At 56.3% G+C, this 26,403-nt stretch carries 38 protein-coding genes and 1 tRNA gene; 12 read left to right on the top strand and 27 right to left on the bottom strand.

The genetic code is table 11. The annotated features are described in order from the left end of the window. The first annotated feature begins 1 nt into the window (after window position 1). The 3 genes from pheT to BLV48_RS00480 are packed head-to-tail and all read left to right on the top strand — an operon-like array spanning window position 2 to window position 3,036. A complete protein-coding gene (pheT, locus tag BLV48_RS00490) occupies window positions 2–2,377 on the top strand; it encodes a phenylalanine--tRNA ligase subunit beta (RefSeq protein ID WP_091821392.1) in 2,376 nt (791 codons plus the stop codon). Between the two features lie 16 nt (window positions 2,378–2,393). After that, window positions 2,394–2,705 carry an integration host factor subunit alpha gene (gene ihfA / locus BLV48_RS00485; RefSeq protein ID WP_091821389.1) on the top strand — a complete coding sequence of 104 codons (312 nt, stop codon included), beginning with the start codon at window positions 2,394–2,396 and terminating at the stop codon, window positions 2,703–2,705. Then, window positions 2,677–3,036, top strand: coding sequence for a MerR family transcriptional regulator (locus BLV48_RS00480; RefSeq protein WP_091821386.1), 360 nt, complete (start codon window positions 2,677–2,679; stop codon window positions 3,034–3,036). Before ihfA ends, BLV48_RS00480 begins: the two co-directional genes overlap by 29 nt. A gap of 4 nt (window positions 3,037–3,040) precedes the next feature. Here BLV48_RS00480 and BLV48_RS00475 read toward each other — a convergent pair whose 3' ends face one another. The 8 genes from BLV48_RS00475 to BLV48_RS00440 all read right to left on the bottom strand — a co-directional run bounded on the left by BLV48_RS00475 (window position 3,041) and on the right by BLV48_RS00440 (window position 10,652). Continuing rightward, window positions 3,041–4,423, bottom strand: coding sequence for an ATP-binding protein (locus BLV48_RS00475; RefSeq protein WP_091821383.1), 1,383 nt, complete (start codon window positions 4,421–4,423; stop codon window positions 3,041–3,043). Then, complete coding sequence (locus BLV48_RS00470; RefSeq protein WP_091821380.1) at window positions 4,420–5,085, bottom strand: response regulator; 666 nt, start codon at window positions 5,083–5,085, stop codon at window positions 4,420–4,422. The genes BLV48_RS00475 and BLV48_RS00470 overlap by 4 nt, the downstream gene beginning before the upstream one ends. Before the next feature lie 10 nt (window positions 5,086–5,095). Next, a complete protein-coding gene (locus BLV48_RS00465; RefSeq protein WP_091821377.1) occupies window positions 5,096–5,734 on the bottom strand; it encodes a tetratricopeptide repeat protein in 639 nt (212 codons plus the stop codon). A gap of 14 nt (window positions 5,735–5,748) precedes the next feature. Then, on the bottom strand, window positions 5,749–6,558 hold the full coding sequence (locus BLV48_RS00460; protein ID WP_091821374.1) for an SDR family oxidoreductase: 810 nt from the start codon (window positions 6,556–6,558) through the stop codon (window positions 5,749–5,751). Window positions 6,559–6,567: 9 nt separating this feature from the next. Beyond that, window positions 6,568–7,218: an iron-containing redox enzyme family protein gene (locus tag BLV48_RS00455; RefSeq protein WP_091821369.1), complete on the bottom strand. Its 651-nt coding sequence runs from the start codon at window positions 7,216–7,218 to the stop codon at window positions 6,568–6,570. A 13-nt stretch (window positions 7,219–7,231) separates the two neighbouring features. Continuing rightward, window positions 7,232–8,650, bottom strand: coding sequence for an AMP-binding protein (locus tag BLV48_RS00450; RefSeq protein WP_091821366.1), 1,419 nt, complete (start codon window positions 8,648–8,650; stop codon window positions 7,232–7,234). After that, window positions 8,628–9,302, bottom strand: a complete 675-nt coding sequence (locus BLV48_RS00445) for a thermostable hemolysin (protein ID WP_175527528.1) — start codon at window positions 9,300–9,302, stop codon at window positions 8,628–8,630. Before BLV48_RS00445 ends, BLV48_RS00450 begins: the two co-directional genes overlap by 23 nt. A gap of 165 nt (window positions 9,303–9,467) precedes the next feature. Then, window positions 9,468–10,652, bottom strand: a complete 1,185-nt coding sequence (locus tag BLV48_RS00440; protein ID WP_091821361.1) for an acetyl-CoA C-acyltransferase family protein — start codon at window positions 10,650–10,652, stop codon at window positions 9,468–9,470. 168 nt (window positions 10,653–10,820) lie between these two features. Here BLV48_RS00440 and BLV48_RS00435 point away from each other — a divergent pair. After that, a tRNA-Pro gene (locus BLV48_RS00435) sits at window positions 10,821–10,897 on the top strand. 23 nt (window positions 10,898–10,920) lie between these two features. On the opposite strand, the gene BLV48_RS00430 is transcribed toward BLV48_RS00435, so the two are convergent. The 19 genes from BLV48_RS00430 to BLV48_RS00350 form a co-directional block, all read right to left on the bottom strand. Next, window positions 10,921–12,072 carry a tyrosine-type recombinase/integrase gene (locus tag BLV48_RS00430; protein WP_422730685.1) on the bottom strand — a complete coding sequence of 384 codons (1,152 nt, stop codon included), beginning with the start codon at window positions 12,070–12,072 and terminating at the stop codon, window positions 10,921–10,923. Beyond that, entirely contained in the window at window positions 11,967–12,335 is a 369-nt protein-coding gene (locus tag BLV48_RS19300) for a hypothetical protein (RefSeq protein ID WP_254774934.1), read from the bottom strand. The genes BLV48_RS00430 and BLV48_RS19300 overlap by 106 nt, the downstream gene beginning before the upstream one ends. Continuing rightward, window positions 12,332–12,769, bottom strand: a complete 438-nt coding sequence (locus BLV48_RS00425) for a hypothetical protein (protein WP_091821355.1) — start codon at window positions 12,767–12,769, stop codon at window positions 12,332–12,334. The genes BLV48_RS19300 and BLV48_RS00425 overlap by 4 nt, the downstream gene beginning before the upstream one ends. Window positions 12,770–12,771: 2 nt before the next feature. After that, window positions 12,772–13,386, bottom strand: coding sequence for a hypothetical protein (locus BLV48_RS00420; protein ID WP_091821352.1), 615 nt, complete (start codon window positions 13,384–13,386; stop codon window positions 12,772–12,774). A gap of 178 nt (window positions 13,387–13,564) precedes the next feature. Further along, window positions 13,565–13,846: a hypothetical protein gene (locus tag BLV48_RS00415; protein ID WP_091821349.1), complete on the bottom strand. Its 282-nt coding sequence runs from the start codon at window positions 13,844–13,846 to the stop codon at window positions 13,565–13,567. Further along, window positions 13,839–14,171 (bottom strand): hypothetical protein, encoded by a 333-nt coding sequence (locus BLV48_RS00410; RefSeq protein WP_091821346.1) that lies wholly within the window; start codon window positions 14,169–14,171, stop codon window positions 13,839–13,841. The genes BLV48_RS00415 and BLV48_RS00410 overlap by 8 nt, the downstream gene beginning before the upstream one ends. After that, window positions 14,168–14,389, bottom strand: a complete 222-nt coding sequence (locus tag BLV48_RS00405; protein WP_091821343.1) for a hypothetical protein — start codon at window positions 14,387–14,389, stop codon at window positions 14,168–14,170. Before BLV48_RS00405 ends, BLV48_RS00410 begins: the two co-directional genes overlap by 4 nt. Beyond that, the gene (locus tag BLV48_RS00400; protein WP_091821340.1) at window positions 14,386–15,168 is read right to left on the bottom strand and encodes a hypothetical protein; all 783 of its coding nucleotides are present in this window, start codon (window positions 15,166–15,168) and stop codon (window positions 14,386–14,388) included. The genes BLV48_RS00405 and BLV48_RS00400 overlap by 4 nt, the downstream gene beginning before the upstream one ends. Then, window positions 15,165–15,866, bottom strand: coding sequence for a DUF2786 domain-containing protein (locus BLV48_RS00395; protein ID WP_175527527.1), 702 nt, complete (start codon window positions 15,864–15,866; stop codon window positions 15,165–15,167). The genes BLV48_RS00400 and BLV48_RS00395 overlap by 4 nt, the downstream gene beginning before the upstream one ends. 175 nt (window positions 15,867–16,041) lie before the next feature. Then, window positions 16,042–16,314: a hypothetical protein gene (locus tag BLV48_RS00390; protein ID WP_091821334.1), complete on the bottom strand. Its 273-nt coding sequence runs from the start codon at window positions 16,312–16,314 to the stop codon at window positions 16,042–16,044. Next, window positions 16,311–16,838: a hypothetical protein gene (locus BLV48_RS00385; protein ID WP_139253862.1), complete on the bottom strand. Its 528-nt coding sequence runs from the start codon at window positions 16,836–16,838 to the stop codon at window positions 16,311–16,313. Before BLV48_RS00385 ends, BLV48_RS00390 begins: the two co-directional genes overlap by 4 nt. Then, window positions 16,835–17,779 (bottom strand): recombination-associated protein RdgC, encoded by a 945-nt coding sequence (locus tag BLV48_RS00380; RefSeq protein WP_091821328.1) that lies wholly within the window; start codon window positions 17,777–17,779, stop codon window positions 16,835–16,837. Before BLV48_RS00380 ends, BLV48_RS00385 begins: the two co-directional genes overlap by 4 nt. Before the next feature lie 2 nt (window positions 17,780–17,781). Next, entirely contained in the window at window positions 17,782–18,399 is a 618-nt protein-coding gene (locus tag BLV48_RS00375) for a hypothetical protein (protein ID WP_091821325.1), read from the bottom strand. Beyond that, on the bottom strand, window positions 18,399–19,313 hold the full coding sequence (locus BLV48_RS00370; protein WP_091821322.1) for a coiled-coil domain-containing protein: 915 nt from the start codon (window positions 19,311–19,313) through the stop codon (window positions 18,399–18,401). Before BLV48_RS00370 ends, BLV48_RS00375 begins: the two co-directional genes overlap by 1 nt. After that, on the bottom strand, window positions 19,310–19,558 hold the full coding sequence (csrA, locus tag BLV48_RS00365) for a carbon storage regulator CsrA (protein ID WP_091821319.1): 249 nt from the start codon (window positions 19,556–19,558) through the stop codon (window positions 19,310–19,312). Before csrA ends, BLV48_RS00370 begins: the two co-directional genes overlap by 4 nt. A gap of 23 nt (window positions 19,559–19,581) precedes the next feature. Further along, window positions 19,582–20,445 carry a DHHA1 domain-containing protein gene (locus BLV48_RS00360; protein ID WP_091821316.1) on the bottom strand — a complete coding sequence of 288 codons (864 nt, stop codon included), beginning with the start codon at window positions 20,443–20,445 and terminating at the stop codon, window positions 19,582–19,584. Then, window positions 20,442–20,972 (bottom strand): hypothetical protein, encoded by a 531-nt coding sequence (locus BLV48_RS00355; RefSeq protein WP_091821313.1) that lies wholly within the window; start codon window positions 20,970–20,972, stop codon window positions 20,442–20,444. The genes BLV48_RS00360 and BLV48_RS00355 overlap by 4 nt, the downstream gene beginning before the upstream one ends. A gap of 26 nt (window positions 20,973–20,998) precedes the next feature. Continuing rightward, entirely contained in the window at window positions 20,999–21,157 is a 159-nt protein-coding gene (locus BLV48_RS18920) for a hypothetical protein (protein WP_175527526.1), read from the bottom strand. A gap of 207 nt (window positions 21,158–21,364) precedes the next feature. Continuing rightward, window positions 21,365–21,973, bottom strand: a complete 609-nt coding sequence (locus BLV48_RS00350; protein WP_139253861.1) for a LexA family transcriptional regulator — start codon at window positions 21,971–21,973, stop codon at window positions 21,365–21,367. A 183-nt stretch (window positions 21,974–22,156) separates the two neighbouring features. Here BLV48_RS00350 and BLV48_RS00345 point away from each other — a divergent pair, with 183 nt between their 5' ends. The 8 genes from BLV48_RS00345 to BLV48_RS00310 all read left to right on the top strand — a co-directional run bounded on the left by BLV48_RS00345 (window position 22,157) and on the right by BLV48_RS00310 (window position 26,357). Beyond that, a complete protein-coding gene (locus BLV48_RS00345; RefSeq protein WP_091821307.1) occupies window positions 22,157–22,459 on the top strand; it encodes a hypothetical protein in 303 nt (100 codons plus the stop codon). A gap of 76 nt (window positions 22,460–22,535) precedes the next feature. After that, a complete protein-coding gene (locus BLV48_RS00340) occupies window positions 22,536–22,967 on the top strand; it encodes a hypothetical protein (RefSeq protein WP_091821304.1) in 432 nt (143 codons plus the stop codon). Window positions 22,968–22,970: 3 nt separating this feature from the next. Further along, entirely contained in the window at window positions 22,971–24,059 is a 1,089-nt protein-coding gene (locus BLV48_RS00335; RefSeq protein ID WP_091821300.1) for a hypothetical protein, read from the top strand. Then, window positions 24,053–24,367 (top strand): hypothetical protein, encoded by a 315-nt coding sequence (locus BLV48_RS00330; protein WP_091821297.1) that lies wholly within the window; start codon window positions 24,053–24,055, stop codon window positions 24,365–24,367. Before BLV48_RS00335 ends, BLV48_RS00330 begins: the two co-directional genes overlap by 7 nt. Beyond that, on the top strand, window positions 24,364–24,597 hold the full coding sequence (locus BLV48_RS00325) for a hypothetical protein (protein WP_091821294.1): 234 nt from the start codon (window positions 24,364–24,366) through the stop codon (window positions 24,595–24,597). Before BLV48_RS00330 ends, BLV48_RS00325 begins: the two co-directional genes overlap by 4 nt. Then, window positions 24,597–25,508, top strand: coding sequence for a hypothetical protein (locus BLV48_RS00320; RefSeq protein ID WP_091821291.1), 912 nt, complete (start codon window positions 24,597–24,599; stop codon window positions 25,506–25,508). The genes BLV48_RS00325 and BLV48_RS00320 overlap by 1 nt, the downstream gene beginning before the upstream one ends. Continuing rightward, window positions 25,505–26,062: a hypothetical protein gene (locus BLV48_RS00315; protein WP_091821288.1), complete on the top strand. Its 558-nt coding sequence runs from the start codon at window positions 25,505–25,507 to the stop codon at window positions 26,060–26,062. The genes BLV48_RS00320 and BLV48_RS00315 overlap by 4 nt, the downstream gene beginning before the upstream one ends. Further along, window positions 26,013–26,357 carry a hypothetical protein gene (locus tag BLV48_RS00310; RefSeq protein WP_139253860.1) on the top strand — a complete coding sequence of 115 codons (345 nt, stop codon included), beginning with the start codon at window positions 26,013–26,015 and terminating at the stop codon, window positions 26,355–26,357. Before BLV48_RS00315 ends, BLV48_RS00310 begins: the two co-directional genes overlap by 50 nt. Window positions 26,358–26,403: the final 46 nt, after the last annotated feature.

Here is a 26,403-nt window from a genome sequence, read left to right as displayed (position 1 = left end):
CATGAAATTCAGTGAACAGTGGTTGCGCGAGCTGGTTCAGCCGCAGATCGGAACACAGGAACTGGCGGATCAGCTGAGTCTGTCCGGCCTTGAAGTGGATGATATTGAAAGCGTTGCCGGTGATTTCAGCGGCGTCGTGGTTGGCGAAATCGTCAGTGCCGAACAGCACCCCAACGCCGACAAGCTTCAGGTATGTCAGGTCAATGACGGCGAGCAGATCGTACAGGTGGTATGCGGAGCGCCGAACGCTCGTGCCGGCCTGAAAACCGCGTTTGCCCGTGTCGGAGCTGTTCTGCCGGGTGACTTCAAAATCAAGAAGGCTAAACTGCGTCAGGTCGAGTCCTTTGGCATGCTCTGTGCGGAAGACGAGCTGGGGCTGTCCGAAGACCATGGCGGCATCATGGAACTGGCGGACGATGCACCGGTCGGTCAGGATATTCGTGAATTCCTGAACCTCAACGACAAGATCGTCGATGTTGATCTGACGCCGAACCGGGGCGACTGTCTCAGCATTGCCGGTATGGCACGTGAGGTTGGCGTACTGAACAAGGCGGCAGTGGCCCCGATTGAAGCAGCACCGGTTGCGCCGCAGAATGACGATCGCTTCGGTGTTGAACTGGTCCATGCTGAGGGCTGTCCGCGCTATCTGGGCCGCGTCATTCGCAATATCAACCCGGGGGTTGCTACACCGCAGTGGATGCAGGAAAAACTGCGTCGTTCCGGTGTGCGCAGCATCGATCCGGTTGTGGATGTCACCAACTACGTGCTGCTGGAGCTTGGCCAGCCGATGCACGCCTTTGACCTGAGCAAGCTCGAAGGCGGCATTCGCGTGCGCCTGGCTGAGCAGGGCGAAAAGCTGCAGCTGCTGGATGGGCAGGAGGTCGAGCTGAACGCCGACACTCTGGTGATCGCCGATGCCAGGGGTCCAGTGGCCATGGCCGGTATCATGGGCGGTGAGCCGACATCGGTTACCGACTCGACCCGCGACATCTTCCTGGAAAGCGCCTTTTTTGCGCCGCTGGCCATTGCCGGCCGTGCCCGCAGTTACGGCCTGCATACGGATTCCTCGCATCGCTTCGAACGTGGCGTCGACTGGCAGCTACAGCGCAAGGCGATCGAACGCGCCACCGCGCTGCTGCTGGACATCGTTGGCGGTGAGCCGGGTCCGGTGGTTGAGGCCGTATCCGAGGCTGACCTGCCCGAAGTGCAGCAGGTCCTCCTGCGTCGCAGCAAGCTGGCGGCGTTGCTGGCACTGGAAATCCCGGATGCCGAAGTTGAAGAGATTCTGAACCGCCTGGGCATGCTGCTGGTTGAAGTGAACGATGGCTGGCAGGTAACGGTGCCGAGCTATCGCTTTGATCTCACCATCGAAGTCGATCTGATTGAAGAGATTGCGCGGGTATACGGCTATAACAATCTGCCGGTCCACACGCCGACGGCACAGCTGCCGATCCCGCCGATCGCCGAAGCACGTCTGACGTTGCAGCAACTGCGTCGTCATCTGGTTGCACGTGGCTATCAGGAGGCGATCACCTACAGCTTCATCGAAGCCGAGCTGCAAAAGGCCTTTGATGACCAGCATACGGCACTGGCGCTGGCCAACCCCATTTCGGCTGAGATGGCGGTGATGCGCACAACGCTGTGGCCGGGACTGGCCAAGGCGCTGCAGTACAACCAACATCGCCAGCAAAGCCGCGTGCGCCTGTTTGAAACCGGTCAGCGCTTTGTGCCCAAGGCGGAAGGTCTGGTGCAGGAGAATGTCATTGCTGGTCTGATCGCGGGCAACCGTGATGCGGAAGGCTGGACAGCCGGGAAGGACAAGCTGGACTTCTTCGATGCCAAGGGGGATCTGGAATCGTTGCTGGCGCTGGGTGGTTGTGGCGAGCAGTTCAGCTTTGTGGCGGATCGCCACGTGGCACTGCATCCGGGTCAGGCTGCCCGCATTGAGCGAAATGGCGAGGCGGTGGGCTTCCTGGGAGCCCTGCATCCGTCACTGGTGAAGAAATTGGACCTGAACGGCCCCGTCTATCTGTTTGAAGTCACGCTGGATGCGGTGACCGGTGGCAAGCTGCCCCGTTTCAGCTCACTGTCAAAGTTCCCCGAGTCACGCCGTGATCTGGCACTGCTCGTGGACCAGGCAACCGCATTTGCCGACATCCGCAATACAGCGACCGAAGCAGCTGGCGAGTTCATCAAGCAGGTGACACTGTTTGACGTCTACCAGGGCCAAGGTATTGAACCGGGACGAAAAAGTCTGGCACTGGGCTTGACCTGGCAGCACCCATCGCGCACTCTTAATGACGAAGAGATCAACAGTGCGGTAAGTGCCGTTGTATCCGCACTCCGCGATCGTTGTGCTGCAACGTTACGAGAGTAAACACAGGGTGACCGACATGAGCTCGTTGACCAAAGCTGACATGGCCGAACGCCTCTATGAGGAGCTGGGCCTGAACAAACGCGAAGCCAAGGATATGGTGGACTCGTTTTTCGATGAGATCCGTACCAGTCTGGCGCACAACGAGCAGGTAAAACTCTCCGGCTTCGGCAATTTTGATCTGCGTGACAAGCGTGAGCGCCCAGGTCGAAATCCGAAAACCGGGGAGGAAGTCCCCATCTCTGCCCGCCGGGTGGTCACATTCCGCCCGGGGCAGAAACTCAAGGAGCGCGTGGAGATCCATGCCGGAAACCAGCCAGACAGCGTCTGAACTGGGGCCCATCCCTTCCAAACGCTATTTCACCATCGGCGAAGCCGCCGAGCTGTGTCAACTCAAGCCCCATGTACTGCGCTACTGGGAGCAGGAGTTCAAACAGGTACAGCCGGTCAAGCGCAACAATCGCCGCTATTACCAGCACAAGGATCTGTTGCTGCTGCGCCAGATCCGAAGTCTTCTGCATGAGCAGGGCTATACCATCGCCGGTGCACGCCAATGGTTGGCCGGGGAAAGTGCAGGGGATGATGCTGCGCGTTATCGCCAGTTGCTGCGTCAGACCATTACCGAGCTGGAAGAGATCCGCGCACTGCTGAAGTCGGTTTGACGGTTCAGCTCTGTACCTCGGTTCCACTGTCATTGGGTAGCTCCGGGGCAAAATCAACACGTGCAACCAGTCCCGTTTGGCCATCCCGGCGCTCAAGCAGGGTTATCCTTGCTTGATGCAGCTGCGTAATCAGGCGCACGATTGATAGCCCCAAACCACTCCCCGTGCCGTTCGGTCCCAGGCGATAGAATCGCTCGAAGACGTGCATCTTCTGTTCATCATTGAGGCCTGGGCCTGAGTCGATTACGCTCATTACAATATGATTATCGACCGACTCCAAAGTCAGGGTAACCTCGCCCCCTGAAGGAGTGTAGCGCAGGGCGTTGTCGATCAGATTGCGTAGCATCAGGCTCAGATAAAAGGCACTGCCTTGCAGTGACAGGGGGCGGTCAGGGGCGCTCAGTCCCAGATCTATGTCCCGTGCGATAGCGAATCCGATCTGGTCGTCAATAACATCGCGACACAGTTTGTTGAGGTTGACCTGCGTGGTGTCAGGCAGGCGTGCTTGTGGATCAAGTCGGCTCAGCTGCAGCAGCTGTTCAACCATCCGATTCATCCAGGATATTCCTTTTAACATCTGAGCACAGCTGATGCGACTCTCGCTGTCATCCAGATCCTGATACAAATTCTCACAATGGATCTGCAGGGCGGCCAAGGGGGTGCGCAGCTCATGTGAAGCATCGGCGGTAAAGCGGCGTTGGCGTTCGAAGCTCTGCTGCAATCGTGCCAGCAGTGCGTTGAGTGCTCTGACCAAGCCATCAATTTCATCAGGTATTTGCTGTAAAGCCAGTGGTTCAAGATGATCAGAGCCACGCGTGGCAACCTCATGACTCACCGTTACCAGTGGTCGCAGACTGCGCCCAATCAACCACCAGATCGTGAGTCCGAAAAGTCCCAGAAAGATCAGAATAGGCAAGGTATTGGACATGGCAATTTTAACGCCCAGCTCACGACGCATGCGATAGTCCTGAGAAACCTGTATATAGCGTTGACCAGTGGGTTCGGCAAGGGTGAACAGTCTCCACTGTGTGCCGTTGACATCCAGATTGCGATAGCCGCTGGTGGTACCTGGCGGGGCGTCGATCTGTTTCGGGAAACTGGGCGAGGCAATTAATACGGTGCCAGACGCATCGACAATTCGGTAGGAGAGCTGCTTCTCATAAGGGTGGGCCGGTGTCCATTCGAATTCGGCTGGCGTTTTGAAGTGGGTCAGCGGGCCAGCTGGCGCGAGCTGATCGGTCAGGCGAGCCATCTGGGCCATCTGGGCATCGAACAGCTCTTCTGCTTCATCGGTCGCGGCCCAGAATGAAAGTGCAGCGGTGACCAGGCCTGTAACCAGGCCGATGCTGAGCAAACTGAGGCTGAGTGTGCGGCGAATGGATGTCATGCGTCCACCCTGTCCATCATATAGCCCACCCCGCGTACGGTGCGTATGACCGAGGTGTTAAGCTTCTTGCGCAGATGGTGGATATGGACCTCAAGCGTATTGCTTTCAACCTCATTTCCCCAGCCATACAGGGATTCCTCCAGCCGACTCCGGCTAAGCACCTTGCCGGCATTTTCGGCCAGGGTCAGCAACAGGCCATATTCGCGTCTGGAGAGAGCAACCGCGTGTCCGCAATAGCTTACGCTTTGAGCCTGTGTGTCGATGCTGAGGTCACCCAGCTGCAGCAACGTGTCGCTATAGCCCTTGTAGCGGCGGGTCACTGCACGCAGGCGCGCACGCAGCTCAGCCAGGTCGAAAGGCTTTAGCAGGTAATCATCGGCACCGGCATCCAGCCCTGCGATACGATCTTCGATGGCATCACGAGCAGTCAGAATCAACACCGGCAGGGTGTGTCCCCCCTTGCGTAGCTGACGCAACAGGCTAAGGCCGTCCATACCGGGCAGCCCGAGATCGAGAATCATGCAGTCAAAGTGCTCAAGCTGCAAAATATGCCAAGCCTCTTCGCCCGAGGTGAGCCAATCTGCACTGTCACCCGTCTTGGTCAATGCGCGGGTGATGCCATCCCCCAAAAGTGGATCATCCTCGACGATCAGTATGCGCATACGCAGGTCCTTATTTCAGCTGTTGCAACAGCGTATGAATCTCTTCGCGTCGACCGGCATCGGCCCGTTGTCGTCCCGGGCGTGCCGGTGCCGCCAGCGCCTTGTCCAGTAATGCTTTAGCGCGAGTGTTGTCGCCTTTTTCGAGCAGGAAGGCCGCATAGAAATAGTTGCTGTCGATGCCGTCCGGGTTGATCACCAGTGCCCGTTCGAACAGCTCCTGTGCCTTTTCATCGCTGCCGAATCCAAGTGGCCAGCCCGGGACTTGATGATAAAGAGTAGCGAGGCTGGTCAGTGCCGACCCGTTCAGAGCAGAGGCGTCCTGTTCAATGGCGGCCTCAAACAGCGTGCGTGCCCGCTTTACCAGCTTTAAGGCTCCCAGGCCGCCCGTGGCGCCCGCCTGCGAACTGAGAACGATACCTTGCCAGATCATCAGCTCGGGGTCGTGGGGCTGAGCGGTCAACTGCTCGGCCAACTGTGTTGCGAGGTTATCGAAGGCATCGGCCTGAGCGTCTTGATCCAGGTTGTACTGTATTTCGGCCCAGCGTTGCTGGAACGGCAGCAGTTGTTCAGTTGTCGCTGCTTGGGTAATAGTGGCACAACCGAGCATGAGGGTCAGCAGGGCAGTACGGATGTGTGTAACCGGTTTCATGACAAGACTCCCGTTTAGTGGTGCTTGGCGAAGGGTTTAATTTTGCCGAGTTGCCTGTTGAGGACTGCGCTAATCATCTCAGGGCGCAGGCCATTAAGTCTGACCAACAGCTTTTCCGGCCAGCCGATGGTCATCTGGGCTTGGCCAGAGCGCAGCAGTTTCAGTGCGATCTGAGCAACCAGTTCCGGGCTGTCGGAAGCACTACCTGTGGCTGCCAGCATGGCGTTGGTACTGTCAGAGTTGATGTCGGTGCGGGTGGCTCGTGGGGCCAGGTACTGTACCCGCAGCGGCGTGTCACTGAACTCGCGAGCCAGTGCTTCGGAGAACAGACGAATCGCTGCTTTGCTGGCACAGTAGGTGCTGTAACCGGGAAAGCCGAGCGCACCGAAGGCGGAGCCGATATTGAGGATGACCGGTGATTCGCCCGCTGTTTCCAGCAGGGGGGAAATCAGGGCACGGGTCAACAGGATGGGAGCGTTGATGTTGGTCGTCAGCAGTTGCTCAATCTGCTCGGGTGTTTGCTGCTCGAACACCTGAAAACGACTTATCCCCGCGTTGTTGATCAACGTATCCAGCTTTGAAAAGCTGCTCTGCACATGGTCGATCAGTACGGCACGCCCCTCGGTCGTTGCCAGATCAGCGCTGCAGACCTGGACCTCTCGGGCGCCGAGCTGGCGACATTCATCGGCCAGTGCTGTCAATGTGTTCCGGTTACGCCCATGCAAAAGTAATGACGCCTTTTCGGTGGCGAGCGCACGGGCGAGTGCGGAGCCGATACCACCACTGGCCCCGGTAATGAGGATATGTCGACGGTCAAATTGCATGGCTACCTCTCATACGATGGGCAAACTACGGAAAATATTGGAGTAGAGGCGGTAGAACACCTGTGCGCTGTGGATAATCAGGGCCTGCTCGTCAGGATTGTCGATACGTTCCATCAAGCTCTGAAAGAACTTGATGTGGTCCTGATCCAGTGAGCCGTGTGAACGCAGATAACTGAACGCACTGTCAGGCAAGGCCAGCCGATCCTGAATGATGTGTGACAACGGCGTAGCCAGTGCAACGCTGGTGCCTTCGAGTACCTGAACCATGCCGAAGAAACCGACCGGGTTGGCCCGCTGGATCATGTCGTAGGCGTAGGCAACCATCAGCTCCGTTTCGATCGACGGCTGCCCTCGACGTACGGCTTCCTTATCCAGGCCACAGGCGGCCAGATCGTTGAGTATCCACTCCTGGTGCCCGGTTTCTTCCTCGATATATTCGGCGACCGCTTCGCGCAACCACTCATGGCTTTCGGGCAGTCGGCCACCGCACGCCATCAGCAGCGGCAGGGTATGTTTGACATGGTGGTAGGCCTGGGTCAGAAACGCAGTGTACTGGTTGTGACTGATCTCGCCGCGTTGGCAGGCGACAATTATCGGTGCGTCCAGCAGGTACTGACGTGCATCGCGGGTGTCGTGCTGTAGCTGATCGTAGAAGGACATGGCGCTATCCCTTTCAGTGGTCAAGTTGATAAACGGATTCAAAATGTTCGGCAAAGCGTGTGGCGATCGCATCGCGGCGTGGTCGTCCATTCAAGGTGAACAGTCCCTCGTCACTGCTCATCGCATTCGGGACCCGGACCCAACGCAGGGCGCGAGCGTAATCGGGCAGACGTGTGTTGACCTGAGTAATACTTCGTTGCAGCGCCGCATCGTCCAGTGTCGGGGCGTGGATCAGTGCGGTATTGAAGGGGCGTGCTTCACCAAACAGAACGGCTTGCTCGATTCCCGGCTGTGACAACAGTTCCGATTCCACCCATTCAGGGCTGATATTGCGACCGAAGCTGTTGATAATGACGTTGCGCATGCGACCTTCGACATGCACAAAACCGTCGTCATCAAGGCGTACAAGATCGCCGGTCGCATAGGGGCCAGTCGGTGCCGGTTCTCCGAGGTAGCCGAGCATTCGATTACCGTCAATCAGCAGTTCGCCCGCGGCGCTGACGCTCAGGCTGTTGTGTGCCAGTGGCGTTCCGGCACTGCCGATACAGTCTTGTGCAGGCGTATTCAGACTGACAACCGAGGCACACTCCGACAGACCGTAACCTTCGTAAGCGGGCAGGCCGGAGGCACGTGCGCGACGGATCAATTCAGCCCCCACGCGGGCACCGCCAACGGCGATGAATTTCACCATAGGCAGCGCGGCGCCCTGCTCAGCAGCCCGGGTGAGGGCCGACAGTACTTGCGGCAGCGTGATCAGAGAGTCCGGCTGATGCTGGTGCAAAGCGCCCAGTAAACACTGGCTATCGAGCCCGCTGGAACCTTGCCAGCCCAAACTCGGTAGTGCAGGTAGCTCGATACAGGCTCCCATCAGAAGGGCGGTGTAGACGCCCGCGATGTTCTCCAACAAAGTGGCCAGAGGCAGCAGACACAGGTGACGACGGATGGCCAGCGGAGCCAGTTGTGTGGTGAGTGAGCGGGCGACGTTAAGCTGCTGATCGGCACTCAAACAGACCCCTTTGGGGGTCCCGGTGGTACCTGAGGTGAAAGTGATTTTCGCGGTACCCGCATGCAGGTCGGTCACAGGATTGCTCAGGCGTTGCAGTTGCAGTTGATCCTGTGCGCAAGTGATCAGTGTATCGATGCCCGCCCGTTCAAGCAGATGACGGCGTTGTGTGTCAGAGAAGAACAGAGGTACCGGCACCAGGACCCGTCCCAATTTCAGTGCCGCCAAGTCGGCCAGCACCCAGTGACGGCTATTGTCAGCAAGCAGTGCCAGACGCTCGCCTCCGTGCTCGCGCAGGCGCAGAGCCAATGCATCAACCGCCGCCGGTAATTCACCCCAGTGCACGGTGCCATGGGTGTCACGCAGTGCGACAGCATCAGGCTGGCTCTGAGCCAGCCGGGTCAGTTCAGCGAACAGATGGGAGGGCATGGGCATTCTCGGTGATGGCAATTGTTGGGCGCTCGTATGTGGCGTGAGTTGGGTGGGTCACTGTCTGGCAACGCAGGCAGGCAGCACCGACCGGAATGGAAACGGCAACCACCATGGGCTTCTGGTCGTAATAATGTCCCCAACGACTGCTGCCATGGCTCAGCCGTTCCTGCCGAGCGGGTGCCAGCGGATGCAATTCCAGTCCCAGGCGTCGAAAACTGTTGATCAGCGTTGGCGTCAGAGTGAGTACCGCCCACTCCAGCTGACGGCGATCGAACCAGGCTGCCAACGTCACGATCAACTGGCGAACCTGGCCGGGCTTAAGGGTGGCGAGGTTACCGACCTCAACGATCCTGTCGCGTGTTGGCATTACCGTAAGCCGGTCAGCCAGACAGTGCTCGATAGGCGTGTCGAGATAGGTCTCCAGAAACAGGGATGCCTCAGCGGCCAGCTGGAAACCGGCAGCGGCTACCAACTCGCCGCGTGCGTTACGGCAACTGACAAGCGTCGGCAGAAAATCGTGGATATCAGCAGCATGTACGACTCGGAAACGTTCCCGAATAAACGCTTCAATACCCGGACGCGCTGCGCAGGCCTGATCATGCAGACTAAGACTGGTCGGCTGGTTGATGCGTGGAGGATTAAGACTCATGGCATGACTCCTGTTCATAGCCACGCATTTTGGTCTTGAATACTTAAAGAAGTCTTAAGGGAGTGAAAATTACGTTTTAAAGAGGTTGAGGTGAGGCAAAGCCGGCTGAGTTTCGAACCTGGAAACAGACACCCCGGCCAGGGGGTGTCTTGTCAACGACTGCCTTCAGAGACGTTCAAAGATAACCGCGATGCCCTGACCGCCACCAATACACATGGTGACCAGCGCATATTGTCCTTGAGTTCGCTGCAGTTCGTGCAGCGCCTTGGTGGCAATATAGGCACCTGAACAGCCTACCGGATGACCCAGTGCAATGGCGCCACCGTTGGGGTTGGTCTTGGCAAGATCCAGTTCAAGCCCTTTGGCTACCGCCAGCGCTTGTGCAGCAAAGGCTTCGTTGGATTCAATGACGTCCATTTGGGCCAGACTCAAGCCGGCTTTCTTGAGTGCCAGGCGTGTAGCCGGGATGGGGCCTTCGCCCATGACTTCATTGGAAACGCCCGCAACCGCGTACGAGACCAGCCTGGCCATCGGTTTGTGGCCATCCCGTGCAGCTGCCTGGGCAGACGCCAGCACCAGATAGGATGCGCCGTCGTTGATGCCTGAAGCGTTACCGGCAGTCACCGTGCCATCCTTTTTGAACGCGGGTCGCATGGCGGCCAGCATGTCGACGGTTGTGCCGGCTTTCACATGTTCATCGGTATCGACAATCAGTTCACCCTTGCGCGTTTTGATGCTGATCGGGACGATCTGATCCTTGAAATGACCCGCCTCAATCGCTGCAACGGCGCGGCGATGGGATTCAGCGGCGAATGCATCTTGCTCTTCCCGAGTAATCCCCCATTTCTCGGCCAGATTTTCTGCAGTAATTCCCATGTGGCCGACACCAAACGGGTCACTCAGGGTTGCGACCATCATGTCGATCATGGTGCTGTCACCCATGCGTGAACCGCTGCGCAGGGCGGTCGACAGGTAGCCTGAGCGCGACATGACTTCTACGCCACCGCCAATACCGTATTCGTAATCATCCAGCATGATGCCTTGAGCCGTGGTCACCACGGCCTGTAAACCGGAACTGCAAAGGCGGTTTACCGACATCGCTACCGAGTCCATGGGCAGCCCCGCCTGAATGGAAGCCACACGTGCAACGTAGGCAAAGCGTGAGTCAGTCGGTATGCAATGGCCTGAGGTCACGTAGCGGATCAGTTCAGGGTCTACTCCTGAACGCTCAATGGACGACTTCATTACCTGTCCGGCCAGTTCAGAAGGCTCCAGTTGGCTCAAACCACCGCCGAAAGAGCCGATTGCCGAGCGCGCAGCGCTCAGCACGACAACGTCATTATTGTTCATACATGTCTCCATTGTTCTGATTGTTTTCTCAACGGTATATATTCCGAGGTTGGTTGTCTTGCCCTCAATCAGCGTAGACAAAAAACCATTGTGAAAGCTTTATTTTTTCAAAACCTTAAGGTAATATTCGCGTCCTCTTCGGAACTGATCAGTCAGTTCCCGCCTAGTCGGGGCGTAGCGCAGTCTGGTAGCGCACTTGCATGGGGTGCAAGGGGTCGCAGGTTCAAATCCTGCCGTCCCGACCATTTAAACCTTTAGATTCAGCAACTTATAAGACGCTTTTCGTTTTGGGGGCTATCTGGGGGCTAAATCTTTCTTTTTCTCGCTTCCCTATCGTACTGTCTACCTTCTCAATTTCTGCTGTGTCCTGATCCGATTTCATCCATTTAGCATAGACCGTTGTGACCATGATCACTGAGTTGCCGAGCTGGTTTGCAATCCATGCCGGGGTGGCGCCTGCCATCAAGTACATGGTGGCGAACGTGTGCCGAGTGTTATACGCCTTGCGGTGACGAATGCCGACCTTACGCAGCGCCTTGCGCCATTTGCGACCCGGTGCCTGGTCAGAAACGATTGGCTCACCGGTCTGAGGCGCAATGAATACCCGTCCGGATGGATTCGCGAATGTCAGCGGCTTGAGCTCGCGGAGCGCGTGCAAGGCACGGTCGTTAAGTTTCACGTCACGCACCTTGGCAACCTTCGTGCGGTTGTTGAGTTGCCCCTTACTCTGCGCTTTTTCTACTCGAGCGTATCCGGAGCGCCAATCGATATCGCTCCAGTTGAGTGCGAGCATTTCAGATGGGCGCATGCCGGTCCAGAATGCGAGCTCGAAGTAACACGCGTAGATTCTGTCGAGCCCGGTGAAGTTGGACCACATCCAGCTTGTGATCTGTTCCAGCTCGTCACGCGAAAAAGGATCTGGCGGTTCTTTCTGATGCTTCAGATTCTGTAACCGGTCTGACGGATCGCTGTCGATCAGCTCATCGAGATACGCCAAAGCAAACACGCCTCGCAGTGGGATCAGGGCGTTGTTTCGCGTCTTCGGGGAAGTCCAGTCGATACCGTTGACCAAGCTGCGCAGTTCGCTGTAGCGAATGCTGGTGATATCTCGCCCGGCCAAGGGCGGCATCCAGTAGCGGTTGAGTACCTTCCGGTACTCGTTTTTTGTGTTCGTTGAGACTTCAAGATTGTCCATCCACTCTTGAGCCAGCTGACCGAACTGGATGCAGTTCAGGTCTTTGTCAAAGCGCGTACTGTCTGGGAAATACTGGTTGAAGTGGGTGGTCGTGAAGACTCCCAGATCCAGCAAGTGCTTTATTTCACCACGCAGACGACCGGCCCGCTGTATGTTTTTTGGCGTGGGCGGGAGCGGGAGCGATTCCCTGTATCTTTCTCCATTCCAGTAGAAGCAGACTCGTATTCTGTTTCTGTGGAGCTCGACGCCTGGCGGGAGGTCTGGTTGAAGTGGCTTCTTATCCATGCGTTGTACCCTGGTATATGGTAAATAATGCGGCCGTCGATCTTGGCCCAGACTTTTCCTTCCGGATAGACTTTTCGCTGGCGCTTCCTTTCAAGGGCTTTTGGTGTAGAGCCAATGAGCCGGGCCATTTCTTCCTCAGAAACACCTTCCACAAAGAGCGCTTGAGGCTCGACAGCATGCGGTTTGGTTGCTGATTGGGTCACTTCGTCACCTTTGCTCGATCTGCATTCTTCTGTGTGAGCGGTCGCCACTCGAAGTCACCTTCACGGATTGCCGCTTCTTGTTCCTTGCAATCGCATTCCATGCCGATCAGTTTTTCTGCCACTGGCATCCAGTAGTTGCGGACGACTGGGCTGTGGTTGTCTTCAAGTGCGCCTTCGGCATCAAACTGTTTGAGTACCAGCTTGCCCTCTTCAGCTGAACAGCGCTTTGGATGGCCAGTGCCGCGCCCTTTGCTGATGCTGATGTGGTATTCAGGGCCTATTGCTGTTTCAGGCACTTCTACTGCGCTGATTACAAGCAGCTTGAGAGCCGGGTGGTACCATGCGAATGCCGGATAGGCGGTATTCAGGTTTATGGTCCGTTTCTCCCATGCCGGGTTGATTGGTTGCTTGGGCTGGATGACTGAGAGAGTCATGACTACACCTTCTTTGCTCTGTGGTGCAGCTGGTCAGCTTGCTCTTTCAGCCACTGCTGGACTTCAGTGCCAGACCACATTTTGCGCAGCATGGTTGGAAACCGCAGGCCTTCAATCACCTCGGCATCGTGCTGGGCGATGTTTTGCACCGGGGAATTACTCAAAGCTCTGTTCAAGTCCTCAAGGGTCTGGGCTTCATTTGGGTATGTGAGAAACTTCCATGCCAGGGTATCTATTCGCTGAATGTGGACCGTCAACTGATCGCGCTCTTGCTTCAGTTCCCGGCTGCGCTTTTCAAGCTTCAACAGGTGACAGAATGTTTCGCTATCATGCCCACACCGGTGCGCGTGAACGGCCAGCATGTAGACCGGTATCCAGTTGTCGTTCTCAGTTGACGGGTAGAAGCTGCCAACGATCTGCTTTGCGCCTTCGATCTGCGTGTTGTTGGTGAATCCAACATGGATCAGCTTTTGGTGGTCGAGTTCGCGGCGCAGAGGCTCTACCAACGCCTGAGCGAACTCATACACATACGGGTTAAGGTCGTTGGTGCCGTCCGGCTGGGGTTTGAGGCTGAAGCCATTGGCAATGGCCAGCTCCTTGATCTGTTCTCGCTTCATGCCCAGTTTTCTCCATTGAGGTATTTATCAACAAGGCGGTCCAGCTCTGTCTGGTCTGCCACCACTTCGCCATCCACGTACTTGAAGGTGTCATCGAAATCGAACTCCATATGGAGCCAAATCTTTGGAATTGGCTTTCCGACTTCGAAAATGGGCTTACTCACTTCTCTGACTCCTATTAGTCAAACCGGCTGCCAATGTGCTTTTCGGCGGATGCTGCCAGCTGCTGTTCCAATTCTTTGATGCGCCGGCGCTGTGCTATACACATGCTGGAGAGCGCATCGGCCTTGTCGGCAAAGTAATCCTGCCGTAGCTCAATGACTCCCAGGCCGTGGCAGCGAGGGCAGCTGTATTCCGATACAAGGCCTTGTCTGGCGCCTGAACCTTTGCACTCGGGGCAGGTTTTGCCTGTCGGCATTTCAATGCGGAGCGCCCGGTTTCTCAGCTTTCGCTTATGCACAGCGGCTCCTTTTTTCCTGGTCTTCGAGGGGCACAGCAAATATCGCCACGGGGCCATCTTCTGCGTCGTGAATCGATAGCAGGAATGCGCCTGGCGCAGGATGCACGGGGTTCCAGTCAGTACAGCTGTTGCTGTCATTCTCGAAATAGTCCTGAGCCACCTCTTCAGGGGCGTCTGATTCCATGTCGAGCACGGCAATGCGAATGTTGTTTTCATTTTCCCAGGCTTCTACTTGCTCCATCGTTGTGCTTTCGTCCCATTCCGGGTACTGGCTGTGGAACCAAAAGCCATGTTCGTTGCGTTTTACTTCTTCTGGCTGGATCATGCCCGGTACCTCCGTTGTCCGCTCTTGAGCTGGCGCAGGGTGCGTGTGGCGCGCAGCCGGGTTGTGTCGTCCATGTTGCCGCTGTTCATATGGGCCAGTAGCAGATCGGTATCTGCAATCTGGGCGTCGACCTCTGTGTATGCGTCTGCCGTGCTGTTGATGCTGACGATGATTTCAACAGCTGTGGCCGCGAGGGTTCGGGTTGTTGGGGTGGTCATGCTTTTGCTCCCGTAATGAACTCGTACCAAATTCCTTTCTCTGGGCCGCAGTGGTGGCTATGGCTGAGCGCGTCTTCGAAGCTGTATATGCCAGCCTCTTCCTTGCGTCCGTACCCGGAAGCGTTTGCACGCCAGTAATAGCCCCACTGGGATGAGTAGATCCGGCAGCTCATGCCTTGGAAGTGGTGTTTTATTTCCGGACAGGCCTTTATCGCGTCTAACGACAGAAAGCCTTCTTGATTCACAAGCGGACTTACCCACGGTTCGAGGATGCTTTCGGCTCTGTCGCGTGGGATTTCCGCTTCAGACAAGGCGGCGAGTGCGCCGTCTTCAGTGAGCAGGTAATACCGGCTGGTTTTGCTGCTGACAACGAAGCTGCCGCGCTGCATAAGGCTCAGATCTACCAGTCGCTCACAATCGGCATCACCATCGCTGGTGCAGTAGTAGTCGCGGTAGCCAGGTTCGCGCCCGCTATTACCATTTGCGTGACCGATGATATGGCGCTGCTTGTCGGTCAGCTGATCAAGAACAGGGGCTGAAGGCAGGCGCACGAGATCCTTATCAGGGTATCGGCGAAAGCTGAACTCCCGGCATACTTCCATGAAGTCGATACCCCAGCCAAGGTCGATCAGATCCTGATAAAACGCATACTTCGCCTTACTCAGGGTCTCGCCGTGAGTGACGCATTCAGCCGGGTTGCATGGCACGCCGTCAAAATGCCCATCGGACCAGTATGACCATGCCTTTTTGGCGATAGTGATAGGGGAGGGTGTGGTCATACCTGGCTACCTTCTGCCGTGAGCAGATCTGGGCCTGAGTCTTGGCTCATACCGGCATGGATCTGGGCTTTCATTCCTGACTGGTAGCCGTAGGCTGCTGCTTGCCGGCCAATGCCGCTTTCGCTGGCGCGTTTGCCCGGCGCGGCCTTGTTGATTTTGCCGTTGTGCTGCTGCTCCATTTTTCGCTTGTGCTCGGCGTGCTTGTCGTCTGACAGGCTGGCGCTGAACTTCTCCACCGTTTGGTAGCAACCTTGTACCCAGCCTTCAGCAAAGCCTCTGCCGAGCTTGGTTTTCTCGCCGCGGTCCAGAATGTCAACGAAGTGCGCTTTGCTGTGTAGAAACTCCTTCTTGTTCAATTCCAGCTGGCGCAGCAGTACGTCCAGGGCATACTTGGCCACTTCAGGATTGGGGGCTGTGCCGACAAATACCGGGTGGCCACCACGCGTGAAGGAGGAGCAACCAAAGGCGCGTGCTACCGTCAGGTAGAGCATGATCTTCCAACGAGGCGGGCGGGCAAGGCCTTTGCCTTCCACTTCCACAACATCCAGCTGGTTCAGTTCAACATCGCTCATGGTCAGCTGGTGTTTATCCATCAGTACCTTTGCCTGGCGAAGTGCAGCGGCCGCTTCGTGCTCGTTGCTGGACTTGCTGAGTGCCAGGCACTTCTGGATCTTTTTCATGATCCTGTCTTTGCTCATTTTGATTCTTCCTTCACAACGGTTGCGCGAGCGAACCAAGGACCGGTGTAGCTGGCCACTGCTTTTCGGCATGCACTGCTGGCGCAGGGGGCCATGACGTTAACCCGTCGCGCCCCTGTGGCCGGGCTTGTTGGGCTTGGGTCTGCACGGAAGCGCAGGAGGATTGAGTGGTGTTTCACGGCCTTTCCTCCTGAGGTTTGAAGCTGCTGGCCAGGTACAGATCGCCTTTGACGCTGGCGATCCCGTAGGCAACTCGAACGCCCCACGTGCCAACACGCCTGGCTCCGCGTTTCAGGACAAGGCCTTGCTTTTTTGCGGCGGTCTGCGTCATCACCGGTACAGGAACACAGTCGATCTCTGAGTTGCTGACATGGAACGCTTTGCCGTCGAGCATGGCTTGTGCAATCTGGATGGTTTTTTCCAGTTGCTGGCGCAGTGATTTGTTCATGCCTCGGCCTCGTCAACCGGCTGGACGTGCTCAAATCGAACAAGCCAGCGAGTGCTATGGCTCCGCTCGAATTCGCTCGGGTTTGCGGGTGCAATCAGAAAGCAACCGGGTGAGTGATCGCAGACCTTATCGATCGTACCGATGCCTCTGGGACCGGACGTTACTTTCACACGGGTGCCGTTAGCGTAGGGCGGCTGGATATTGTTTTGTCTGATCCATTTTTGCTCTGCTTCTTTGAGCATCTGACGTGCGTAACAATCCAGCTCATCAAACACTTCCATATCTTCACGATCAGTGTCCCAGCTGCAGTATTTTTCAAGTCGTTTGCACAGCTCGAAGCCATCAGTACCAAGGCTATACTCGCTGACAATATCGTCTGCGCTCTCGCTGACAATATCGTCTGCGCCGTCACTGCCCAGCTTTGCTGTGAAATCTGGGTGTTCAAACAGGAATTCGTTCACCACCGATTTGAGCAGATCATCTGTGAGTGTTGGGCGGGGTGGGTATTGAGTCATAGGGTTCATGCTGCCACCCCGTCTTGTTCCTGCTGCAGCTTGAAAGGCTCTTCGTCAGGGTGGCCGCCCAGCGTTTCGATCAGCTCTTGGGTCAGGCGAGCCATTTCGAGACCCCAGCGCACGACGCTGGTTTCCAGTGCGGCCTGCGCGTCTTCAGGCGCTTCGGCATTCAGTCGTTCCCGGTACTCGTCGCTCAGGCGTAACCTGTGCAGGCTCAGGTCAGCATGTAATACAAAACGGACCTGCTGCTGCCACTCCAACGCCAGCCGTTTAACAACGTACCCACCGGCGAGGTGAGCTGTTATCTCTTCGCTCAGAAGGTCCTGGCCTTCGACGCTGATCTTGCCGCCTTCGGTCATGGGGTCGCGGAGCTCGCACTCATCCTCTAATGCCCAGCCATTGGGCATGCTTTCGCTGTGGAGCCAGCCCGTCATTACCTTGTCGGCGGACAGTTTTGTCTGAGGCAGCTTCACGTTCAGCGATCCCAGGGCAGCTCGAAGGTTGTTGAGGAGGTCTTCTGCCCGTTTGTGGCTGGGCGTATCAACATGAATCAGCCCTTGCTTGGGGCAGATCAGTGCGTATGTGATGCGGCTGCGTGTGAATGAGCGCGGCAGCATATCCATAATGACTTCATCTTTGAGCTGCAGTTTTTCCTTGCGGTACACCTTGCGGCCTTGCTCGGCTTCAATCAGTGCGACCTTTTCATTCAGCTGTTCACGCACTGACTGTGGCGGCAAAACGCGCTCTTCATGCTTCAGGGCGATCAACAGGAAGCCGTGACTGTCGAGGACCATGCCTTCAATACAGTCTGCTGGCGCCGCCCAGCCGCTGCGACTGAGTTCCTGGCTGCCGCACGGAGTGAATGGGTGTTCTTGCAGTGCCTGCTCCAGAGTGTCTACTGTGGGCAGGTTGGCTGCTTGGTATGTCACGATGTTTTTGGGTGCGAACATGGTTATACCCTCTCCGTTGCAAGCGCTTTCTCTACTTCCTTAATTTTGTCTTCGCTGGCGCCTTGTTCACGCAGCAGCTGCCAGTAATCGGACAGCAAGCGTTTTTCGTCGGTAGCCATGGCGCGCAGGCGACTGGTGTGCCAGTCAGCGATGATGCTTTTCTCGTCCGGTATGGGGCAGGTACCGCCCAGCTCCCAAGAGAAGGTGGCGGGGGCGTTTCGCTGGGATTCGAGTGTTTCACCAGCGTTCGTTGATGCCCAATAGGACAGTGCCGCCCGGCCCAATTCGACTTTTAGCCGGAACGCTGGGGACTGGTCCTGTCGGGTAAGCGATACGACCGCGACGGCGCGGGCAAGATTTGCAGCCCGTTCTGTTTGTGTGTTTATAACTCCATGGCGAGGGGTTTTCTGCTGTAGAGCGACCCTCATAACAGCCCCTTTTGCAGCTTGCGCGACATCCGGGTCCGATAAGCTCAGGGTCATTCCTGTTCCTTGCTGATCCAGGTAAAGCCGACGCCCAGCGATTAATAGTTCAGTCTCGGTGGGTGAATCCCACAACAGCTCAAAGACGCTCGACCAGATTGCATCTGCCAGCGGGTTTAGGTGGCGGATATTGATCATTACTGATCCTCCCCGGTGGCGCGTGCCACCATGTCAGTGAGCTCCGCCATGCCGGCTAGTGCTTTTTCGGCCAGGGCGGTGACTTTGGGCGGTACCGGACGAATCTTGGTCAGCCCGTTTACACGGTGGTAGGGGCGACAGGTGTCTGATTTGCTATCGATGATGTACACCTGTTCGATGCTTCCCTTGTCGCTGGCGATCTGCCAGCCACCTTGCTTGTCCTCTTCCAGCACGTCGGTCAGCTTGCCGGCTTCGGCATCCTGTGCGGTGAGCATGATGGCGTCGTTCAGTTTGCGATTGACTGTACGCAGATCCTTATTTTCTTTCTCAAAGGCGTCGGCCTGCTTGGCCTTGCGGGTGGCCTCGGCCAGGCGTTTGTTCTGGGTGTCTATTGTGGTTTGCTTGCTGCGGTTTTCCTCCTGCAGCCGCTTGACCTGTTTGGCGAGCTTTTTAGGGTTGAGCTCACGTAGTTCCTTGAGCTCTGCTGTGGCAAGCGTCAGCTGTGCCGCTTGCCGAGTGATTTCGGCTTGGGCTTTCCGAGTCTCTTTGCTGTGCTGTGCCTGTAGCTGCTCGCATTGCTGTTGGTAGTGGTTGCGCTGGTTGCGAGCCTCTTCGACCAGATCAAGAGTGTCGCTGGCGGCCTTGTTGGCAACCTGTAGCTCGTCGTTGAGCTGTTCTACCTGCTGGCGTGCCTCGATCAGTGCCTGCTGGTGCTGCTGATGCTCCTGCAGGATGCCGATGGCGTGCTGAATCGGATCTTGTCGCTGATGATGCAGCATTGACAGTTCATCGACGTGGGCGCGTTTTTGTTCCACCAGCTGTTGCTGTAGGGCTTCTACCTGCTCCTGCAGCTTCATGTTCTTACCCACCAGCTCTAAGTTGGCAGCAACGGGGCGTGCGAGTAGGTCGGTCATGCGTGTGTTACTCCTTCGTTTGCGCTGCCCATCGATTCGAGCCTGTCGGCCAGTTCTGCATCACTTACCTGGCTCTTTTCCAGCTGGACGCGCTGATAGATTTCTTCGCGGTGAACGGCTACATCCTTGGGCGCGTTGACGCCGATGCGGACTTGGTTGCCTTTTACACCGAGTACGGTCACGGTCACAGTCACGTCGTCGCCAATCATGAGGGTTTCGCCAACGCGGCGGGTAAGAATCAACATAGGGTTTGCCTCCTTGCGGTGAATTACTGGGCCTGCAGGCCGTTCGGGTTGCTGAGGTGGTGCAGGTCTTCGTTACTGATAACAAAGCCTGCAGCGTGTTTGTGGCCACCTCCGCCGAAACGCTGGGCAATATCGGCGACATTGAGGCCAGTACCGTTGGCTGAGCGGGCTGAGCGCAGGCTGTACTTGCGCTTGCCTTCGCTGTCGCTGTAGGTGGCAGAGAAGGGCTCGTCTATTGCCAGTACGTGACCAAGGTTTGAGGCGTAGAAATAGGGTGCATTGGCAACGGGTACGTCATACCCGGCGATATTTGTCCGGAAGGCTTGGCTCTGGAGTTGATATACATGCTGTGCCTGAATGCGCAGAATGGCGTTGCCTTCATCGATCATGGCCTTGGCGGGGCGCCGTGCCAGCTCGTCCCATACGTCGAACTGCTGCGGGTAGCTGAATACAGCCGCCATGTATGCCCCTGTGTCATTGAAATCGAATTTCCACAGGTCGCGGTCTTCAATGAAGAAGATCAGGTTGGGTGGCGTGACGTCGAAGTAGTGAAACCACGTCAGCATGGCGCCGGAATGGTTCATATCGAATTTGCCTTGAATGACGCCGGATGCCAGCAGCGGGGCCAGCTCGGCCTCTGCGCTTTCATGGTGATCCAGTACCAGCACGCTGCTGGCGGACTGGGCAATCTGTTCCATTACTGAGCGCTTGTAGGAGAAGTCCACGATTACCACGTCGCGACCTTCAACAGCTGGCGGTTCTTCTTGGTAGCTGGCCGCGTAGAATTCAACGGCGTTTTCGCCCAGCGCTTTGCGTACTACCCACGCGGCCCCAAAGCCGTCAGCGCAGTTTTTGTGGTAGATGCAGAGTGTTTTCTGATTGTTCATGCTGTTTTCCCTATCTCTAATGATTCCTCGGCTGGTGCCGGCTGGCGCGTCACACCGGCGGTATGACTGAACACCAGCGAAACCCTGTTACAGGTGAGCTCTATGTGTGTTCGGCCACCCGCCTGATCGATACTTAAAACCCCCGGAGCGCATTCACCGTGATTGAGTCGACATATGAGCCGGATGGTTACCTGGCCCCATTGGCCGATGTAGGTGGCCACTTTCATGTTGTGCCAGTCGATCACGCTGTTCAGCGAGCAACGCACCGCTCCGAAGCTGTCCAGCAGAGCGCTGTAGTTATCAATGCGCCACAGCGGGTTATGAATGCGCATGGCGCGATCAATACGGCACTCCAGCTGGAGTGCTTGCTGGCGCTGATTGAGATCCGCACCGATACGGACAGCCCGTTCGCGCAGGAAGCGGCATTGCTGCGCTTCCTGGCGGCTGACGCCTTGGCTTTTCCAGGCGCTGCCGGGGCGGCTCTCTCTGAAGCGTTCGTTGCGGCGATTTGTCGCTATGTTGGCCACGGTTGTCTCCTTCCCTGGCGGGCTGATCAGTGACGGCGGATGACGGGTGCTTTGTCGCGCACGATGAGCCGGGTCATGGCCCCGCGCTTCCGGATGGCGGTGATTGAGCGGTTTTCGCCCAGTAGCTGCTTGAGTTCGCCAACGGTGGTGCGGTGGCTGACAGGAATGGTGTTTGACTGTGACATAGTGGTTACCTCGTAAAATTAAGTATCTTCATGCTGTGATTTGGATACTAGAATTTACATAGTGCGTGTGTCAAACAAAATTTACAACGGGTGTAAAAAATAATGGCGTCATGGCCTGTGTCACGGTGACTTCGGCTGTAATGCTTTTTTGAGGAGTGGGTACAGAGGGGTATTAGGGTACGAGGTTGGCAGGGGTGGTACGCGTGCTTATGGGTACCACTTGCCGTTGATTACTGCGATGAAGTTGTCAGGGTTGTATTGCTCGGGTGTGGCATTCTTATCCAGAGGGCTGATGTGCTTGCGGCTGCCGGTCAGCTCGATGTAGCTGACGACTGTGATTCCTTCGCTGGTTTTGTACAGGAGGTATTGCCCATTGCTCGGCGCTGCATCGGGATCACAGATAATGGTGTCGTCTTTTGCAAATTCGATCAGGTTGTCTGTCGGGATGCGTACCGCATAGCTGCGGGGGCCACGGGGCATGTACGGGCTGGCGCTGACTTCTGCATAGCTGCTGGGGGTGATGCCATGGATGTACAGCTCGGTATCATCCCAGTTGATCACGGGTAACGATTTGCTGTTGCTGGCGCTGTCGGGGCGAATAGGCCCCGTGCCGGTGATCAGCCAAGAGAGGCTTATTTTAAGGAAGTCGCAGGCCTTGTTGAGTGATAGAGCATCGACATTTGCCTGTTCTTTTTTTGCCCATTGACCGATGGTTGCCCGAGTGACGTCGATAGCGCGGGCAACATCTGCGTGAGTGTAGTCGTTGAGCACTGAGCGAGCGTATTCAAAGCGCTCGCCAAATGTGGTCAGTTTCATGCTGGTCATTTTTATCTGGCCCTGGTTGATGAAATTATACCGCCTGCCTGTTTTTCTGTATCGGTAACCCGGTGCTTCTTTTTCTTGTTGCGTGCTTACCCTGGTTGTCACAGGGTGTCGTTTATGCTTATTATGTAAAGTGTAATTTACGAAACTGCGCTAAATGGTTAATTTGGATTTCCTATGAGCGACAATGATGACGCCCAGGTTCAGCAAAATAGAGAGCTGCTGACCGAGATTGCAGATTTCTTTCATGGCCGTGAGCCCTTGATGGACCTGCTGTGTCTGAAACGCCAAAACGCCCGGCAGCATTTTTATCAGTGGTCGCGCAACGGCATTCCGGCCACGCATGCATGGACGATTCAAGGCCTGTCTGAGGGACGCTTCCTTGCACCGAGTATCAGTGCCGAGGCCGCTCGTCAGCTATCGATCCGTGATGCCTACCAGCAGATTGGTCAGCTGACCAGTTCACGTAAATCAGCATAGGCAGGGCGCTTTTACACAGCAATTCTCAATTTTTGGGCATGTGGATATTCGGGTTTCGCAGCAGGGGGCGAAGCGTATGCAAATTGACGATAGAGATGCGCGGCAATGGTATAGCGCGCTCAACGACCTGACCGCTGGGTATACCAGTGATCAGATTGCTGAGATTTTACAGCAGGGCGGCTTTCACTCGGATAAGCCACTGACCACTGTGGCGTCGCATGTGCGAGGTGCGCTGAATATCAACCGCCCGGATTTTTTCAAGGTGGCTGAGCTGGCGCATCTGATGCGAGCCCTTGACCGGCTGCAACCGCTGGAGTGGATTTCGGCTCAGGTTGGGTGCAAACCCCCTGAGAGGATTCAGCGCTCGCAGGAGTCGCCGGAGGTTCTGGAGCGGAAACGGCAGCAGCTTGTTGATGAGCTGGGGCTGGTTGAAACCCGACTGTCTGAGTTGGCCGGCAACGCGCTTGCAGGCCGGCGTCGCTATGTTCTGTTTTCTCAAGGCAAGTAGTCGATGGCTGGGTATTTCCTCAGTGAGGCTGAGCAGGACGCCCTGTACGGGCTGCCGCCGCTGGCGCAGTTGCTGTACGTGTTGGCGATTCGGCCTCGGATGGACAAGGTAACCATGACAGTCGGTGTACGCCCGAAGGTGAGCTGGAAGGCATTCTCTGAGTGGCTGGAGACGCATGGGGTGCCTGGCATCAAAGCAGAGGCGCCCAGTGAGCAGCAGTGTCGCCGCGCCAGTAAGCAGCTGGAGAAGCACGGGTTGTTGTTATCGCGCAGCCAGGGGCGTCAGCTTATTTTTGAACTGCCTTTGGCGGTGGTGGATTTTTCCGTCTCAAATAAAGCCGACAGGTTAGCCGACAGCAAAAACGCCATTTCTGCAATTGATCCCGACAGCTATAACCTTTTGCAACCATCTGAAATAAAACGTCTTTATTCGGATTTGGGGCGAATACTCGACAGCCAAGCCGACAGCAATCCCGACAAAGAAGCCGACACACACCATTACTGTACTGTACTGGACTGTACTGTACCTATTACGCGCGTGCGCGATGATGAAGTGCCTTCGGCTGATGGCTGGATTCAGTTTTTCATGGCGGAGCTGGGGTACACCTCTGCTGATCTGCACAAGCCTGCATGCCTGGCCATGTTCGAGAACTGGCATACACGGGGCCTGTCTGCAGGGCTTATTCGCCGCTGTATCCCAATGGGGCAAGCCAAGCTGGCCAATGGGCGCCGTCCGGATAATCCCACTTACTTCCGATCTTTCGTGGATGAGTATGTCCGCGAGTCGAATGCCAATTACCAGCGCTACCAGAAACCCGGCGAGCTACGCCCATTGAGCAGTCTGCGCCTGTGGCGCCTGCCCGGTGAGGCGCTGGTGGTCGCTTATGACGCCGATCAGGCGATCAATACGCTGCTGACCCAGATGGGCCTTGATGATTTACCACCTGGTGAGCCGCCGCTGGCGCTGCCGGATTCAGACTCGGTGACGCTGCGTTTCGATCAGGGGCGCAAGCAAGAAACGACTGCTGGCGAACTGGTCAGGCTGGTGGCCGAGAAAGCCCCGTTCTTAGCACAGGAGCCCGCGTTGTGGTGAATGCAACTCAGAAACCGGTGAAGGGCGGTCAGCTGGCGAGACTGGCAGCCATGTTGGGTGAGAACCCGCTGTTCAGGGCATGGATTGATATGCGTCGCCGTTACCCGGTGGGTACGACTACGCCGGATGCGGCGCGGGTGTTCTTCCTTGAGGCCTGCCAGGTGTCGAGTCGTGCGCAGATTGATCACCAGCCAGAGGCCGTCGAGATGATGAATAAGATTCGGCGCGGCTACCTGAAGCAGCAAGGCGCTGCGTTGGCGTGGGCTGAGTCCTGTGGTGTGGATTTGAAGGAGTGGGTGGGGGAGTGAACTGGGAACGGAAGACCGTTGACCGGATTGAATCAGACGCCGGGTATTTCGTGACCCGGTATACCTGGCGCGAGCCGGGTAAGCGTCGCCACTTTGAGGCTTGGCCCCCAAAGCGCCGGCGCATGGATTGGCCTGACTGTTACCGGATGCTGGGGATTCGGAGTACGGCCAAGGGAGCAATGGCGCTTTGTGAAGCGCACTTTGAGCAACAACAGAGCGAGGTGAAGTGATGGAACAGACAGCAGCTAAGCGTGAAGGCGATACGAACAACCGCCCGGAAACTATATACCTGATAACCGTCGAGTGCGACGGGGCGGTTTGTGATGTGTGGTGTGAAGATCCGGCACCCGGTACCGATATGGACCCGGCTGAAGCTACTCGGTATGTGAGAGCAGATTTACTTGAGCAAGAAGTGCGTTTCCATCGCGGCGCGGTAGAGGGCTGGGCGGATGAGGCTACAGCGCTGGTCGACAGCAGGGAGGAATGCAAGCGGCTGGTGGAGAAGAATCAAGCGCTTGAGCAGTGCCTTGAAGATGTGAAGCGGCTCACCCGTGAGCTGGATATTGCACTGAACGCTGCTGGCGCTGCAGAACAGGCCAGTCTTTGCGACTTGATGGCGCAGATTCGGAAGGAGGGGCCGGGGCCGATCTTTGTGAAGAAGCCGGTAATCCCCAGGTTTATTCGCGATATGGCAACACTGATCACCACTCAGGACAATCGAATCACCGCCGACCCGTTGTTCTGCGTGTTCCAAAAGCGCGAGATCGTCACAGATGCGGACTACGGCTATGACCGCATTGTGTGGTGTTCTGATGAAGGCGAAGCGGATGATGAGACAGCGCAACACCTCGACGAGCTGCGAGAGGACGTGGACAGCGACCACTGGCACGAAAGCGAGATCAAGCTGGATGGCGTTGAATGGCGCCGGCTCGCAGTCAAGAAAATCGACGAATTTGTCACCGCCTGCTTTACCGAGCAGGGCTGCAAAGACTTCCTGGCCATCAATGGCCACAACCTCCGAAAGCCTTTCATTTACGTCACCTCGCTGTTCCGAAACGAGGAAATGAAGGCCTTGCGCAACTGGATCATGAGTCAAGACACCGGTAACCGCCGTCAGGTGGGCGAGGAGGTGTCAGCATGAGTCTCATACCAACACCCGAAATGGTGAAACCGAAAGTACGAGGGCAGTCAGACTTTTTCAGTTGGCAGCTTTATCGCTACCTCAGAAAGTACCCGTATGCGTCACAGCAGCGCATTTGGGCAGGGACTTGGAACAGCGCAACAGGCATCGATCCTGAAAGCCCGCAGCTCTATATCGGCTCTGAGCGTGATGGATTCTGGATACATGCACGCCAACTGAGAAACCTGTGCTGCCATAATTCGGGGCTGGAGCGTTGGGCCTATGGACCCGGTCACGATACCCGAAACTGGACAGATGTTACTGAGGCGTTCTGGGCTGATTACCTGAAGAAGGGCGTGTGTGCCATCCATGGGGATTTTGCTCATGAATGGGATGAAGAGGGCGACCGTCGTACCTGCCTTTACTGTGGACAGGTTGAAGTTAAAACCATCGTCATGAAGCCACACACTGTCTGGCAGCTGGCGCCGGTTAATACTCGGGTTGAGGGGCTGACGGGAGATATTGATGATAAGCGGCAAAGAAATAGCATTATCTGCAATGAAGAAAGAGCATAAGCGGCTTTCTCGACTTGCGGATAAAGCAAAGGCTGATGTTGACGAGAATATGAATGTTGGTTCAGAGCTGCTTGCGATTCATAAAGAGTTCTCGGAAATATTGAATTCAAAAGAGTATGGCGAGCACATAGTTAAAAAGCTGGAATCCCTGCGAGTTCGCAGAGATAAAGCGCAGAAGATATTGAATAAAGATCTGTCGAAGCTGTTGGATAAGCAGTATGAGGCTGAAACCAAGAGAGACAGCTTGGGAAGCGAAATTCAGATGATGGAATTCCGCCACTCGCTACGACAGTAGGTTTGGCGCTCCCAGTTTAAATGATTGTTATTCGTCGGAGGCGATA

The organism is Marinobacterium iners DSM 11526, from assembly GCF_900107855.1.
Classification (GTDB): Bacteria; Pseudomonadota; Gammaproteobacteria; order Pseudomonadales; family Balneatricaceae; genus Marinobacterium; species Marinobacterium iners.
The sequence above is the reverse complement of the archived record's forward strand: the minus strand, read 5'-3'. Positions and strand labels throughout refer to the sequence as shown.